This window comes from Pseudomonas parasichuanensis, assembly GCF_021601385.1.
Taxonomy (GTDB): Bacteria; Pseudomonadota; Gammaproteobacteria; order Pseudomonadales; family Pseudomonadaceae; genus Aquipseudomonas; species Aquipseudomonas parasichuanensis.
The window spans coordinates 142,384-155,986 of record NZ_BQHO01000003.1 but is presented as its reverse complement, the minus strand read 5'-3'; the positions used below and the strand labels follow the sequence as shown (position 1 = coordinate 155,986).

Here is a 13,603-nt window from a genome sequence, read left to right as displayed (position 1 = left end):
GCGGGCCGCGCTGTACCGATCAAAGGATCAAGGGTAGCGAAAAGCGGCGCGAAGGGGAATGCTCCGCCCGCCTGCTTCGCTTGTGCAAGGCCGATGGCGCCAGTACCATTACCGCTCTCTTTTTCCGGCAGGAGCAGTTACATGATTGCGGGCAGTATGGTGGCATTGGTCACACCCATGGATGCACAAGGGCGTCTTGATTGGGACAGCCTCGACAAACTTGTAGACTTCCACCTGGAAAATGGCACCCACGCGATCGTCGCTGTCGGCACCACCGGTGAGTCGGCCACCCTGGATGTAGAAGAACACATCCTGGTCATCAAGCACGTGGTCGAGCGCGTCAAGCACAGCAAGAAGCGCATCCCGGTCATCGCCGGCACCGGTGCCAACTCCACTGCCGAAGCCGTGCACCTCACGCAAAACGCCAAGAACGCCGGCGCCGATGCCTGCCTGCTGGTCGTCCCGTACTACAACAAGCCGACCCAGGAAGGCCTGTACCAGCACTTCAAGCACATCGCCGAAGCCGTCGACATTCCGCAGATCCTCTATAACGTACCCGGCCGCACCTCCTGCGACATGCAGGCCGAGACCGTGATCCGCCTGTCGAGCGTGCCGAACATCATCGGCATCAAGGAAGCCACTGGCGACCTGGTACGTGCCAAGGCCATCCTCGACGGCGTCAGCAAGGACTTCATCGTCCTGTCCGGTGACGATCCGACTGCCGTCGAGCTGATCCTGATGGGTGGCAAGGGCAACATCTCCGTTACCGCCAACGTCGCCCCGCGCGAAATGGCCGACCTGTGCGAGGCCGCCCTTGAGGGCAATGCCGAGAAGGCCCGCGCGATCAACGAAAAACTCATGCCGCTGCACAAAGACCTGTTCTGCGAAGCCAACCCGATCCCGGTGAAGTGGGCACTCGTTGAAATGGGCCTGATGCACAAAGGCATCCGCCTGCCGCTGACCTGGCTGAGCGACAGCTGTCACGAAAAAGTCCGTACTGCCTTGCGCCAGTCCGGCGTACTGGTTTAATCGAGGAAGTACACCGCATGAAGCGACTGGCTGGTCTTTCCACCCTTGCCCTGATCATCTCCAGCACCAGCGGTTGTGGCTGGCTGTGGGGCGAGGATGGCTATTTCCGCGACCGCGGCAGCGATTACCTGCAGGCGCAACCTACCGCGCCGATGCAGCTGCCGCCGGACGCCAGCAACGTCAAGCGCATGGATCCGCTGTTGCCGATCCCGCGTAACGTTGCCGACGATCGCGCCACCGGCGAGTTCGAAGTGCCGCGCCCACAACCGCTGTCGGCCACCGCCGATATCAGCGATTTCAGCCTGCAGCGCAGCGGCAGCAGCCGTTGGGTGCTGGCCCAGCGTTCGCCGGCCGAAGTCTGGCCGGTGACCCACCAGTTCTTCGAGGACAACGGCTTCCGCATTGCCGATGAGCGCCCGCAGACCGGTGAATTCAGCACCAGCTGGCAGCGTTTCGACGAGCTGTCCGCGTCGCTCGGCCAGCGTCTGGCCAGCGCCTCCAGCAGCCCCGACAGCGAAGTCCGTGTGCGTGTGCGCATGGAGCCTGGCGTGCAGCGCAACACCTCGGAAGTTTACGTGGTCAGCGTCGAGCGCCCGGCCGGCAGCACCGCCGAGCCCGAGTTCCCGTCCACTTCGAGCAATACCGGCGCCGACGCGCTGCTGGTCGACGAAATGCTCGCCAGCATGAACCGCAACGCCGAGAAGGGCGGTTCGGTATCTCTGCTGGCCGCCCGTGATTTCGACGCGCCGAGCCAGGTCAGCCTGAGCGAGGACGGCAGCGGCAACCCGGTGCTGTTCCTGGGCTCCGACCTCGACCGTGCCTGGTCCGGCGTGGGCCGTGCCCTGGAGCAGGGCGAATGGCGTGTCGAGGACATCAACCGCAGCCTGGGCCTGTACTACATCAACCTGTCGGAAAAACCGGACGACAAGCAGAAGGAGCCAGGCTTCTTCAGCCGTCTGTTCGGCAGCGAACCGAGCAAGGAAGAGCGTGAAGCCCGCGCCGAGCGTTACCAGGTACGCCTGAGCAAGGTCGGTGAAAGTGTCCAGGTCACCGTCGAGAAGAACATCAACACCGTGGCCCCGGCCGATGTGGCCCGCCGCGTGCTGAGCGCAATCCAGGACCGTCTGGGCTAAGTGCGTTTCGCGGTTCTTGGAAGCGGTAGCCAGGGAAACGGCACGCTGATCGCCAGTGGTGACACGCTCATCCTGGTCGATTGCGGCTTCTCGCTACGGGAAACCGAGCGGCGCCTGGCGCTGCTCGGGGTGTCGGCCACGCAACTGAGCGCGGTGCTGGTGACCCACGAACATGCCGACCATGTGCATGGGGTGGGTTTGCTGGCGCGCCGCTACAATGTACCGGTCTACATGAGCCAGGGCACGTTGCGTGGCCTGCGCAAGCCGGTGGAGGTCGCGGGGTTTCTCAGCTGTGGCGATACACTGCAGGTCGGCGATCTGCAGGTCAGCGCCGCACGGGTCGAGCATGATGCCTACGAGCCCTTGCAGTACGTGATCAGCGATGGTCGCCGACGCTTTGGCATGCTGACCGACCTTGGCAGCTACGACATGTACCTGCTGCAGCGTTACCAGGCCCTCGACGCCTTGCTGATCGAGGCCAACCACTGCCGTGACCTGCTGGCACGCGGGCATTACCCGCAGTTCCTCAAGCGTAGGGTCGGCGGCAGCCAAGGACATCTGAACAACCACCAGGCCGCAAGCCTGGTGGCCGAGTTGGGCTGGCAGAACCTTCAGCACCTGGTGCTGGCCCACCTCAGCAGCAAGAACAACCAGCCACACCTGGCCCGCCAGTGCTTCGTCGACGCCCTCGGGTGCGACCCGGACTGGCTCCAGGTGGCTAATCAAGACCATGGGCTCGACTGGCGCCTGATCGCCTAGCCCACCTACTCAAGCAAGCGGAGCCCATCATGGAAAAACGCGAAGAACTCTACCGTGGCAAGGCCAAATCGGTTTACAAGACCGATGACGCCGATCGCTTGATCCTGCTGTTCCGTAACGACACCTCGGCGTTCGACGGCAAGCGCATCGAGCAGCTCGACCGTAAAGGCATGGTGAACAACAAGTTCAACGCCTTCATCATGCAGAAGCTCGAAGAAGCCGGCGTGCCGACCCAGTTCGACAAGCTGCTGGGCGACAACGAGTGCCTGGTCAAGAAGCTCGACATGATCCCGGTCGAGTGCGTGGTGCGCAACTACGCCGCCGGTAGCCTGGTCAAGCGCCTGGGCGTGGAGGAGGGCATCAAGCTCGAGCCATCCACCTTCGAGCTGTTCCTCAAGAACGACGAGAAGGGCGACCCCTTCATCAACGAATCCCACGTTGTCGCCTTCGGCTGGGGTACCGCCGAGCAGCTGGCCGAGATGAAGAAGCTGTCGTTGAAGGTCAACGAAGTGCTGAACAAGCTGTTCGATGACGCCGGCCTGCTGCTGGTCGACTTCAAGCTGGAGTTCGGCGTGTTCCACGGCCAGATCGTCCTGGGTGACGAGTTCAGCCCGGACGGCTGCCGCCTGTGGGACAAAGAGACCCGCAAGAAGATGGACAAGGACCGCTTCCGCCAGGGCCTGGGCGACGTGATCGAAGCCTACGAAGAAGTTGCAAAACGCCTGGGCGTGCCGCTGTAACCGGCACGTTCACGCAAGCGCCTGATACCACGCGAATTTTTTTCAAAAAAGGTTTGCCAGAATCAAAAACGCTGGTATGATGCGCGCCATTGGAGAGATGCCGGAGTGGTCGAACGGGACGGATTCGAAATCCGTTGTACTGGCAACAGTACCTAGGGTTCAAATCCCTATCTCTCCGCCATATGCGAAGTAGTCGAAGCCCCCGAAAACGCTGAGTTTTCGGGGGCTTCGTCGTTTATGGATGGTTTTTCGAATGTTTGCATCGGCGGCCTGATGCCTTCGATCTGCGTAAGATCCTTAAGATCGGCCATGAGACCGTCAAGCCAACTGTCAGGGCTTAGATGTGGCAGTTTCATTCGAGATTATGAATTTTACGCTGATGTGATCATGACGTTCCTCACGGCAATAATGTTCACGCGGGTAGCCAATTGATCGAAAGCAATTTTTAAACAGCGCGGGACAAGAGCCGTACACAGCCCCTTTCTGTCAATGCAGTCGACAATGAAGTTCCACTTATCCTTCATCCGCCAGGTGTAGTGCCTATTCGTTTTGCCGGCTAACGTCCTTCCTGATTCTAATGATCTTCATGCCGCATTTGATCTTGGTCAAAAAATCAGGTGCAACTGTTGCCACACTGGTCAGTATGGCGGAATCGCGACTTCCCAACCTGTCGAGCGCCCTTGGCCGGCTCGCCAGGTCGATTGGATGGATCTTGATGATCAAGTCATCCATACGGTTGGCCAGCCTGGTTTGACTGTCTAGTTGCTAAATATTAAGGGGCTTCATTCGTTTCACCTCGACGCAATAACTTCGGGTGGACGACACATTGCTTGAACGACACGCACATTTGCGAGGGTGCAACTAGAGCAGAGCAATATGTATGGGGTCTGCCGATTCAGGGTGAATGGACTAACGGCTTTTAATCATTGAACGTTTCCCGTATCATCCCGCCGCCATCAGCATGATGGCGGATAATGGACTAAAGGATTTTCTAGATGAAAAAGCTGATCAAAGCTACTGTTGCTGTTGCTCTCGTTTCGGGCGTTGCCCTGCTGTCCGGCTGCACTGGCCAAGTCTACAACCAGCCTAAGAACTGCTCGTACGACTACCTGTTCCACCCATCGGTTTCCATCTCCAAGATCATTGGCGGCTGCGGCGCGATCGACAAACTGCCTCAGCAGTAATCTTGGTGGTACCCCGATCGGGTCAATGATGACCTGATCCAAGACCCCCGGCCATGGATGTGGCTGGGGGTTTTTGTTTTTTGCCGCCCGCATTGCCCGGTGGGGCGTGGCACCTTGTCGCGTGACAACCCACCGCCTTGCGGCTTGCCCCGCAATTTGTTTGTGCTGGCAATTCATATACAATCCGTAAATCGTTTCAGCCTTGTCGGTCAATCCGACCAAAGGCTGGCGCGTCCAATGCTCTCTGGCTGCTGAACAATGATCACAACAAGCCTGCGCTGAAGAACATGGAATACCTGGGCCAGCCACAGGCCCACCCTCCGTTCTACACACTGGAATCGATCAATGTTCAAGAAAGCTGGCAAGACCTTGCTGGGTCTGGCTGTTGCAGCGAGCTTCATGCAAGCGCACGCCGCAGAGACCAAAAAAGTTGACGTGCTGCTGGTTGGCGGCGGCATCATGAGCTCCACCCTGGCTGTCTGGCTCAACGAGCTGGAGCCGAGCTGGTCGATGGAGATGGTCGAGCGCCTGGACGGCGTCGCCGAAGAAAGCTCCAACGGCTGGAACAACGCCGGTACCGGCCACTCCGCGCTGGCCGAGCTGAACTACACCCCGGAAGACAAAGACGGCAACGTCAACATCACCAAGGCCATCGAGATCAACGAGTCGTTCCAGATCTCCCGCCAGTTCTGGGCCTGGCAAGTGCGCCAGGGCGTGCTGAAGAACCCGCACTCGTTCATCAACACCACCCCGCACATGAGCTTCGTCTGGGGCGATGACAACATCAAGTTCCTGAAGAAGCGTTACGACGCGCTGCAGACCAGCCCGCTGTTCCGCCCGATGCAGTACTCCGAAGACCACGCGCAGATCGCCAAGTGGGTCCCGCTGATGATGGAAGGGCGTGACCCGAACCAGAAGCTGGCCGTGACCTGGACGCCGATCGGTACCGACGTCAACTTCGGCGAGATCACCCGCCAGTTCGTCGGTCACCTGAAGACCAAAGAGAACTTCGACCTCAAGCTGTCCACCGAAGTGCAGGACATCACCCGCAACGCGGACGGTTCCTGGCACGTCGAGTACAAGAACCTGAAGGACGGTACCGCATCGGCCACCGACGCCAAGTTCCTGTTCATCGGTGCCGGCGGCGGCGCGCTGAAGCTGCTGCAGAAGTCGGGCATCCCGGAAGCCAAGGAATACGCAGGCTTCCCCGTGGGCGGCTCGTTCCTGGTGACCGAGAACCCGACCATTGCCATGCAGCACATGGCCAAGGCCTACGGCATCGCTTCGACCGGCGCGCCACCCATGTCGGTACCGCACCTGGACACCCGCGTGCTGGACGGCAAGCGCGTCATCCTGTTCGGGCCATTCGCCACCTTCTCGACCAAGTTCCTGAAGAACGGCTCGTACCTGGACCTGCTGGGCAGCACCACCATGCACAACGTGTGGCCGATGACCAAGGTCGGTATCGAGCAGTACCCGCTGGTCGAGTACCTCGCCGGCCAGCTGATGCTGTCGGATGACGACCGCTTCGAAGCCCTGCGCACCTACTTCCCGAACGCCAAGAAAGAAGACTGGCGCCTGTGGCAGGCGGGTCAGCGCGTGCAGATCATCAAGCGTGACGAAGAGAAGGGCGGCGTGCTGAAGCTGGGCACCGAAGTGGTGGCCTCCGAAGACCGCACCATCGCCGGCCTGCTGGGTGCCTCCCCAGGTGCATCGACTGCCGCGCCGATCATGCTCAACGTGCTGCACACCGTGTTCAAGGAAAAGGTCGCTACCCCTGAGTGGCAGGCCAAGATCAAGGAGATCGTCCCGAGCTACGGCACCAAGCTGAACGATTCGGCCGCTGCCACCCAGAAAGAGTGGAACTACACCGCCGAAGTGCTGCAGCTGGAGAAGCCGCCAGTGATCGACCAGAGCGTCGGCACCAGCGCAGCTCCTGCCGCAGCGGTCGAGAGCAAGCCTGCTAACGACATGGCGCTGTAAGGCCCTGCCGCTTGCCGGGGAAACCCGGCAACACCAACCACGAGCGTCGCCCCAGGCGGCCTCGTGGTTTTTTTGTGCCTGCAATATGGGGCCGCTGTGCGGCCCATCGCCGGCAAGCCGGCTCCCACCCCGACCGCATCGCTTCAGGCGATGCATTACCCTGTGGGAGCTGGCTTGCCAGCGATGAGGCCAGCCCAGAAAACACAGGACGTGGCGTCGAACCCCACCGCTTGGGCCGTGGCTTCAGCGCTGCCCGAGAATGCTGCCCAGCAGCCCGGGGAAACGCCCCTCAAGCTCATCGCTGCGTAGCGAATTCATGTGCGTGGTCCCCACATTACGGGTAAACACCAACCCCGCCTCGCGCAGCACGCGGAAGTGATGGGACATGCTCGACTTCGGCCGCCCGCCATCCAGCTCGCCGCAGCTGGCCTCGGCCACACCGGCCAGGTGGCGGACGATTTCCATGCGCACAGGGTCGCTCAGGGCGTAGAGCAGGCGCTCCAGCGTGAGGTTGTCGGGGGAGGGGTGGGTATAGGTTCGCATGGCCGACATGATAACGGGGTTTCACAAATTGCCATAGTTCGAATATGATCGAACAATCGTAAGTTAACTCACCCCCGGAGTAACGACATGTCCGCCCTGTTCGAACCCTATACCCTCAAGGACGTCACCCTGCGCAACCGCATCGCCATCCCGCCGATGTGCCAGTACATGGCCGAGGACGGCATGATCAACGACTGGCACCACGTCCACCTGGCCGGCCTGGCCCGTGGCGGTGCCGGCCTGGTGGTGGTCGAGGCCACCGCCGTGTCGCCGGAAGGCCGCATCACCCCCGGCTGCGCCGGTATCTGGAGCGACGCCCACGCCCAGGCCTTCGTGCCGGTGGTGCAGGCGATCAAGGCCGCAGGCGCGGTGCCGGGCATCCAGATCGCCCACGCCGGGCGCAAGGCCAGCGCCAACCGCCCATGGGAAGGTGACGACCATATCGCCGCCGACGATGTACGCGGCTGGGACACCCTCGCCCCGTCGGCCATCGCTTTCGGCGCCCACCTGCCGAAAGTGCCAAAGGCCATGACCCTGGATGACATCGCCCGGGTCAAGCAGGACTTCGTCGACGGTGCTCGCCGTGCCCGTGATGCCGGTTTCGAGTGGATCGAGCTGCATTTCGCCCACGGCTATCTGGGGCAGAGCTTCTTCTCCGAGCATTCCAACCAACGCACCGACGCCTACGGTGGCAGCTTCGAAAACCGCAGCCGCTTCCTCCTGGAAACCCTGGCGGCCGTGCGTGAAGTGTGGCCGGAGCACCTGCCGCTGACGGCGCGCTTTGGCGTGCTGGAATACGACGGGCGTGACGAGCAGACGTTGCAGGAGTCCATCGAACTGGCGCGGCGTTTCAAGGCCGGTGGCCTGGACCTGCTGAGCGTCAGCGTCGGCTTTACCATCCCCGAGACCAACATCCCGTGGGGCCCGGCGTTCATGGGGCCGATTGCCGAGCGCGTGCGCCGGGAAGCGAAACTGCCGGTGACCTCGGCGTGGGGCTTCGGTACGCCGGAGCTGGCCGAAGGGGCACTGCAGGCCAACCAGCTGGACCTGGTCTCGGTGGGGCGTGCGCACCTGGCCGACCCACACTGGCCGTACTTCGCGGCCAAGGCGCTGGGGGTGGACAAGGCGTCGTGGACGCTGCCTGCGCCTTATGCGCACTGGCTTGAGCGTTATCGCTGAGTGACAAGGGGGCCGCTTTGCGGCCCATTCGCGGGCAAGCCCGCTCCCACAGGTAATGCGCCAACCTCAGGGCCGCGAACATCCTGTGGGAGCGGGCTTGCCCGCGAATGGGCTGCGCAGCAACCCCAGTTTCAAAAACGATCCAGCCGATAGGCCTCGCAAACGCGCAAGCCATCAATCAATTGCCCTACCCACTGCGCCGTCACCGCCGCCTGGGTCAACCCCAGGTGCTGGTGCCCGAACGCCAGCAACACCTTGCCATCCGCCACCCGATCGATCACCGGCAGCGAATCCGGCAACGACGGCCTGAAACCCATCCAAGGTGTCGCCCCCTCGGTATCCAGCTCGCGCCGGAACAACCCCTTGCTCAAGCGATGCAACTGCCACGCCCGCTGCATGCTCGGCGCGGCAGCGAGCCCGGCGAACTCCACCGTGCCGGCCAGGCGCAAGCCATCGGCCATGGGCGTCATGATGAACTTGCGCTCAAGCGACGTGACCGCGAACGGCAGCCGCTGCTGTTCGTTGGGCAGCATCAGGTGGTAGCCGCGCTCGGTGTCCAGCGGCACGCGTTTGCCGGTCAGGCTGTGCACCAGCTTCGCCGAATGCGCCCCGCAGGCGATCAGCACCTGGCGGGCCTGCAGGTCGCCCTGGTCACTGTGCAGGGTGACCCCGCCAGCGTGCAGCCGGCCACCGTTTACCTGCCCCCTGGCGAACCGCACACCAGCCGCCTGGGCAGCGTCGAACAGGGCGCCGACCACCCGGTAGGGGTCGACGAAATGGCCGGTACGCGGGAAGAACAGGCCACCCTGAATCGACGGGCTCAACTGAGGCGCTGCGGCCTGTACGGTCTGTGCCGACCAGTAGTCCACCGGCACCGCCTGCTGCTGCAGACGGGCGCGCAAGGCCTGCAGTGCCGGGCGTGATTCGGCACGCTCGAACACCAGCAACGAGCCATCCTCATGCAGCAGGTCACTGCGCCCGATCGAGCCCAGCAAGCGCTGCCAGGCGTCCAGGCTGGCCTCGTTGAGCGCACGCAGACCGGCCACGCTGCGCTGGAAAGGCGTCGGGCGCAGGTTGAGCAGCAGCCGGGTGAACCAGGGCAACGCCCTGGGCAGGTACTTCCAGTCCAGGCGCAGCGGGCCCATCGGGTCGAGCAGCATGGTCGGCAGGCGCTTGAGGATCGACAGGTCGGCGATGGGGAACACCTGCTCGGTGGCCAGATGCCCGGCATTGCCCCAGGAGGCGCCATGGCCGGGCGCCTGGCGGTCGACCAGCAGCACCCGCTTGCCCTGGCGGGCCAGTTGCAGGGCACAGGCGACGCCGACAATGCCGGCGCCCACCACGGCGATATCGGTTTCAGGGGTTTCGAGCATGCCTAGCCTTCCCGTTTGCCGTCGAGCAGACGCCGCAGATGCAGCGGGTTACCGTGCTGCAGCTCAGCGGGCAGCAGGGCATCGGGCAAGTCCTGGTAACAGACCGGGCGCAGGAAGCGCAGGATGGCCGCCGTCCCCACCGAGGTGCTACGGGTATCGGACGTGGCGGGGAACGGCCCGCCGTGGACCATCGCATCGCACACCTCGACCCCGGTCGGCCAGCCATTGACCAGGATGCGCCCGGCCTTGCGCTCCAGGGTCGGCAGCAGTTGCCGGGCACTGTCGAAGTCGGCGTCGTCCAGCTGCAAGGTGGCCGTCAGTTGCCCTTCCAGGTGCTCGGCGACCTGGCGCATCTGCGCGTCGCTGTCGCAAGCCACCACCAGTGACGCCGCGCCAAACACTTCGGCCTGCAAGGCCGGGTCAGCCAGGAAGGCCGTAGCCTCGGTCACGAACAGCTGTGCCTGGCACTGGTTCGGCCCCCGCGGCGCCTGGCCGCTGGCGGCCAGCTGGGCATTGCGGTTTTCAGCCAGCATGGCAACGCCGGCGGTATAAGCACTGAAGATGCCGGGGGTGAGCATGGTCTGCGCGGCGGCGCCTTGCAGCTGCTCGCTGGCGGCGGCGATGAAGCGTTGCAGCGCCGGGCCCTGGCGGGCGATCAGCAGGCCGGGGTTGGTGCAGAACTGCCCGGCACCCTGGGTCAGCGAGGCGATGAAGCCTTGCGCCAGGGCTTCGCCGCGCGCCTGCAGGGCGGCGTCGAAGAGGAACACCGGGTTGATCGAGCTCATTTCGGCGTACACCGGGATCGGCTCCGGGCGTGCCTGGGCGGCCTGGCACAGGGCGACGCCACCCGTGCGCGAACCGGTGAAGCCCACTGCCTTGATACGCGGATCGTTGACCAGGCCCAGGCCGATATCGCGGCCGGCGCCGTACAGCAGCGAGAACACGCCTTCGGGCAACCCGCACAACTGCACCGCCCGGGCCACGGCCTGGCCGACCAGCTCGCTGGTGCCAGGGTGGGCACTGTGGGCCTTGACCACCACCGGGCAGCCAGCCGCCAGCGCCGAGGCGGTATCGCCACCGGCCACCGAAAAGGCCAGCGGGAAGTTGCTGGCGCCGAACACCGCCACCGGGCCCAGGGCCACCTGGCGCTGGCGCAGGTCGGCGCGGGGCAGTGGCTGGCGCGCGGGCAGGGCGTGGTCGACGCGTACGTCCAGCCATTCGCCGGCACGTACTACCCGGGCGAAGGTGCGCAGCTGGGTGCAGGTACGGCCGCGTTCGCCTTGGATGCGGGCTTGGGGCAGGCCGGTTTCGGCCATGGCGCGGTGAATCAGTTCATCGCCCAGTGCCTCGATCTGCTCGGCGATGGTTTCGAGAAAGCGGGCGCGATGCGCAAGCGAGGTTGCGCGGTATTCATCGAACGCCGCCCAGGCCAGGGTACAGGCCTGGGCCAGCTGCTCGGTGCTGGCGCCGGGGTAGGGGGGATCGAGCAGAGTGTCGGTGGCCGGGTCGATGGCGCGGATCGCGGCCTGGGTGCCGGTTACGGCGCGCTGGCCGATCAGCAGGTTGCCGGTGAGGGGCATGGGGTGTCCTTGGAAAGTTGAGGTCAGGATCAAGCCGCGCCGCCGTCCCTGTAGGAGCGGGTTTACCCGCGAACACCGGCGAAGCCGGTGCCATGCACCGAGTTGCCTGCTTCGCGGGTGAACCCGCTCCCACAGGGACGGAGGCGCGCCTGCGGGTCAGGCCACGTTCTGCTCGGCCGACCAGTTGGCGTACCAGGTGCGGAACAGCGTGTACTGCTGCTCGGCGTAGTGGCGCTGGGCGTCGGTCAGGGCGTCGGTTTCGTTGAAGTGCAGGCTGTATTCGGTATCGCCGTTGAGCACCATCAGGTGCTTGTAGTACAGCACCAGGTCGCAGCCTTCATCGAACGACGACAGCACCGCCAGCGCCGCCTCCAGCTCCCGCGCCTGGCGCCGCGCCTTGGCGTCGCCCATGGCCGCCTGCTTGCTCAGGCTCACCAGTTGCAGCACCTGGCGTGGCAGGGCGTTGCCGATGCCGGTGATGGCGCCGGTGGCGTTGCAGTTGACGAAGCCGTGCACCACTTGCGTGTCGACGCCGACCATCAGGGTCACGTCGTCATCCTGGGCGGTGATGTGCTCGGCGGCGTAGCGCAGGTCGGCGGCGCCGCCGAATTCCTTGAAGCCGATCAGGTTGGGGTATTCGCGACGCAGCTCGAAGAACAGGTCGGCGCGGGTGGCGAAGCCGTAGTAGGGGCTGTTGTAGATCACCGCCGGCAGCTTGGGCGCGGCCGCCAGGATGGCCGAGAAGTGATGCTTCTGGGCAATCAGCGAAGCGCCACGGGACAGCACGCGGGGGATGACCATCAACCCGGCGGCACCGACCTTGGCCGCGTGGGCGGCATGGGCCACCGCCTCACGGGTGTTCACCGCGCCGGTTCCAACGATGGTCGGGATGCCGGCGGCCACCAGGCGCGCCACGCCTTCCTGGCGCTCGGCCTCGGTCAGCAGCGGCCAGTCGCCCATCGAGCCGCAGTACACCACTGCGCTCATCCCAGCCTCGATCAGTTCGCGGCCCTTGCGCACCAGGGCATCGAAGTCGGGCGTGCGCTGTGCGGTGCACGGGGTCATCAGGGCGGGCATGCAACCGGTGAAGATGTTGTCAGTCATTGTTGTCACTCCTTGCAGTGTTCGTTGGGAAGAAAGCGGGGTCAGATGCCCCAGGCAAACGGGTCTTGTTCGTCGATCAAGAGGGTGCTGTCGGCGGTCATGTGGGCGCGGCCGGTGATGAACGGGCGGATACGCTCGCCCTCGCGCTCGAAGCGGCCCTGGAACTGGCTGCCGGTGATGCTCGCCTGCACCCAGGTCTGGCCTTCGGCGAGCTTGCCGTCGGCGGCCAGGCACGCCAGCTTGGCGCTGGTGCCGGTGCCGCAGGGCGAGCGGTCATAGGCCTTGCCCGGGCACATCACGAAGTTGCGGCTGTCGGCGTGGGCGTCGTCGGCGAACAGCTCGATATGGTCGATCGGTGCGCCGTGCTCGCCGGTGATGCCCTGGGTTTCCAGGGCCTTGAGCATTTTCCAGGTGTAGTCGGTCAGGGCCTCGACGTTGTCCAGCGCGATGCGCTGGCCGTGTTCGGATACCAGGAAGAACCAGTTGCCGCCCCAGGCAATGTCGCCCTGCACGCGGCCGAAACCCGGCACCTCGACCGCCACCTGCTGGCGGTAGCGCCAGGCCGGCACGTTGCCGACGGTGACCGCGCCGTCCTCATGCAGGGTGGCGCTGACCTGGCCGACCGGGGTGTCGATCTTGTGCACGCCCGGTGCGATCAGCCCCAGGTGCTGCAGGGAGGCGACCAGGCCGATGGTGCCGTGGCCGCACATGTTCAGGTAGCCGGCGTTATTGAAGAAGATCACCCCGCAGGTGGCGTCGCTTGAGACGGGCGGGCAGTACAGCGCACCCACCAGCACATCGTTGCCGCGTGGCTCCAGCAGGCAGGCGCGGCGCCAGTGGTCGTGCAGTTCACGCAGTTCGTCGCGCTGCTCGGCCATGCTGCGGCCGGTCAGCTGCGGGAAGCCTTTCATCACCAGGCGGGTCGGTTCGCCGCCGGTGTGGGAGTCGATGACGTGGATCTGTTTCATGGGTTTGTCCGTTTTCCGATAAGCGAAG

At 64.1% G+C, this 13,603-nt stretch carries 12 protein-coding genes and 1 tRNA gene; 8 read left to right on the top strand and 5 right to left on the bottom strand.

All coding sequences use genetic code 11. From position 1 onward, the window contains the following. Positions 1–141: 141 nt before the first annotated feature. From dapA to mqo, 7 genes are all read left to right on the top strand, one after another. Positions 142–1,029, top strand: coding sequence for a 4-hydroxy-tetrahydrodipicolinate synthase (dapA, locus tag L6D77_RS03655; RefSeq protein WP_236169969.1), 888 nt, complete (start codon positions 142–144; stop codon positions 1,027–1,029). A gap of 17 nt (positions 1,030–1,046) precedes the next feature. Continuing rightward, entirely contained in the window at positions 1,047–2,162 is a 1,116-nt protein-coding gene (gene bamC, locus L6D77_RS03650; RefSeq protein ID WP_232880599.1) for an outer membrane protein assembly factor BamC, read from the top strand. Next, entirely contained in the window at positions 2,163–2,921 is a 759-nt protein-coding gene (locus L6D77_RS03645; RefSeq protein ID WP_232880601.1) for an MBL fold metallo-hydrolase, read from the top strand. A gap of 29 nt (positions 2,922–2,950) precedes the next feature. Continuing rightward, entirely contained in the window at positions 2,951–3,661 is a 711-nt protein-coding gene (gene purC, locus L6D77_RS03640) for a phosphoribosylaminoimidazolesuccinocarboxamide synthase (RefSeq protein WP_012315794.1), read from the top strand. A 91-nt stretch (positions 3,662–3,752) separates the two neighbouring features. Next, a tRNA-Ser gene (locus L6D77_RS03635) sits at positions 3,753–3,842 on the top strand. An 814-nt stretch (positions 3,843–4,656) separates the two neighbouring features. Further along, positions 4,657–4,845 carry a YhfL family protein gene (locus L6D77_RS03630; protein WP_110992320.1) on the top strand — a complete coding sequence of 63 codons (189 nt, stop codon included), beginning with the start codon at positions 4,657–4,659 and terminating at the stop codon, positions 4,843–4,845. A gap of 345 nt (positions 4,846–5,190) precedes the next feature. Beyond that, positions 5,191–6,828: a malate dehydrogenase (quinone) gene (gene mqo / locus L6D77_RS03625; protein ID WP_232880617.1), complete on the top strand. Its 1,638-nt coding sequence runs from the start codon at positions 5,191–5,193 to the stop codon at positions 6,826–6,828. Positions 6,829–7,071: 243 nt separating this feature from the next. Here the strand turns inward: mqo and L6D77_RS03620 are convergent, their stop codons facing one another. Next, positions 7,072–7,380, bottom strand: coding sequence for an ArsR/SmtB family transcription factor (locus L6D77_RS03620; RefSeq protein WP_232880619.1), 309 nt, complete (start codon positions 7,378–7,380; stop codon positions 7,072–7,074). A gap of 78 nt (positions 7,381–7,458) precedes the next feature. Between L6D77_RS03620 and xenA the strand changes: the two genes are divergently transcribed. Further along, positions 7,459–8,550: an NADH:flavin oxidoreductase/NADH oxidase gene (gene xenA / locus L6D77_RS03615; RefSeq protein WP_232880620.1), complete on the top strand. Its 1,092-nt coding sequence runs from the start codon at positions 7,459–7,461 to the stop codon at positions 8,548–8,550. A 131-nt stretch (positions 8,551–8,681) separates the two neighbouring features. Here the strand turns inward: xenA and L6D77_RS03610 are convergent, their stop codons facing one another. From L6D77_RS03610 to L6D77_RS03595, 4 genes are all read right to left on the bottom strand, one after another. Next, the gene (locus tag L6D77_RS03610) at positions 8,682–9,923 is read right to left on the bottom strand and encodes an NAD(P)/FAD-dependent oxidoreductase (RefSeq protein WP_232880622.1); all 1,242 of its coding nucleotides are present in this window, start codon (positions 9,921–9,923) and stop codon (positions 8,682–8,684) included. A gap of 2 nt (positions 9,924–9,925) precedes the next feature. Then, positions 9,926–11,503, bottom strand: coding sequence for an aldehyde dehydrogenase (NADP(+)) (locus L6D77_RS03605; RefSeq protein WP_232880623.1), 1,578 nt, complete (start codon positions 11,501–11,503; stop codon positions 9,926–9,928). 156 nt (positions 11,504–11,659) lie between these two features. Beyond that, entirely contained in the window at positions 11,660–12,607 is a 948-nt protein-coding gene (locus tag L6D77_RS03600; protein WP_232880624.1) for a dihydrodipicolinate synthase family protein, read from the bottom strand. Positions 12,608–12,648: 41 nt separating this feature from the next. Beyond that, positions 12,649–13,575 (bottom strand): 4-hydroxyproline epimerase, encoded by a 927-nt coding sequence (locus L6D77_RS03595; RefSeq protein ID WP_232880625.1) that lies wholly within the window; start codon positions 13,573–13,575, stop codon positions 12,649–12,651. Between the last annotated feature and the right edge of the window lie 28 nt (positions 13,576–13,603).

Bases quoted from the DNA above. Each gene is read 5' to 3' on its own strand.
- dapA (WP_236169969.1), top strand. From the start codon at position 142: ATGATTGCGGGCAGTATGGTGGCATTGGTCACACCCATGGATGCACAA.
- bamC (WP_232880599.1), top strand. From the start codon at position 1,047: ATGAAGCGACTGGCTGGTCTTTCCACCCTTGCCCTGATCATCTCCAGC.
- purC (WP_012315794.1), top strand. From the start codon at position 2,951: ATGGAAAAACGCGAAGAACTCTACCGTGGCAAGGCCAAATCGGTTTAC.
- L6D77_RS03630 (WP_110992320.1), top strand. From the start codon at position 4,657: ATGAAAAAGCTGATCAAAGCTACTGTTGCTGTTGCTCTCGTTTCGGGC.
- mqo (WP_232880617.1), top strand. From the start codon at position 5,191: ATGTTCAAGAAAGCTGGCAAGACCTTGCTGGGTCTGGCTGTTGCAGCG.
- L6D77_RS03620 (WP_232880619.1), bottom strand. From the start codon at position 7,380: ATGTCGGCCATGCGAACCTATACCCACCCCTCCCCCGACAACCTCACG.
- xenA (WP_232880620.1), top strand. From the start codon at position 7,459: ATGTCCGCCCTGTTCGAACCCTATACCCTCAAGGACGTCACCCTGCGC.
- L6D77_RS03610 (WP_232880622.1), bottom strand. From the start codon at position 9,923: ATGCTCGAAACCCCTGAAACCGATATCGCCGTGGTGGGCGCCGGCATT.
- L6D77_RS03605 (WP_232880623.1), bottom strand. From the start codon at position 11,503: ATGCCCCTCACCGGCAACCTGCTGATCGGCCAGCGCGCCGTAACCGGC.
- L6D77_RS03600 (WP_232880624.1), bottom strand. From the start codon at position 12,607: ATGACTGACAACATCTTCACCGGTTGCATGCCCGCCCTGATGACCCCG.
- L6D77_RS03595 (WP_232880625.1), bottom strand. From the start codon at position 13,575: ATGAAACAGATCCACGTCATCGACTCCCACACCGGCGGCGAACCGACC.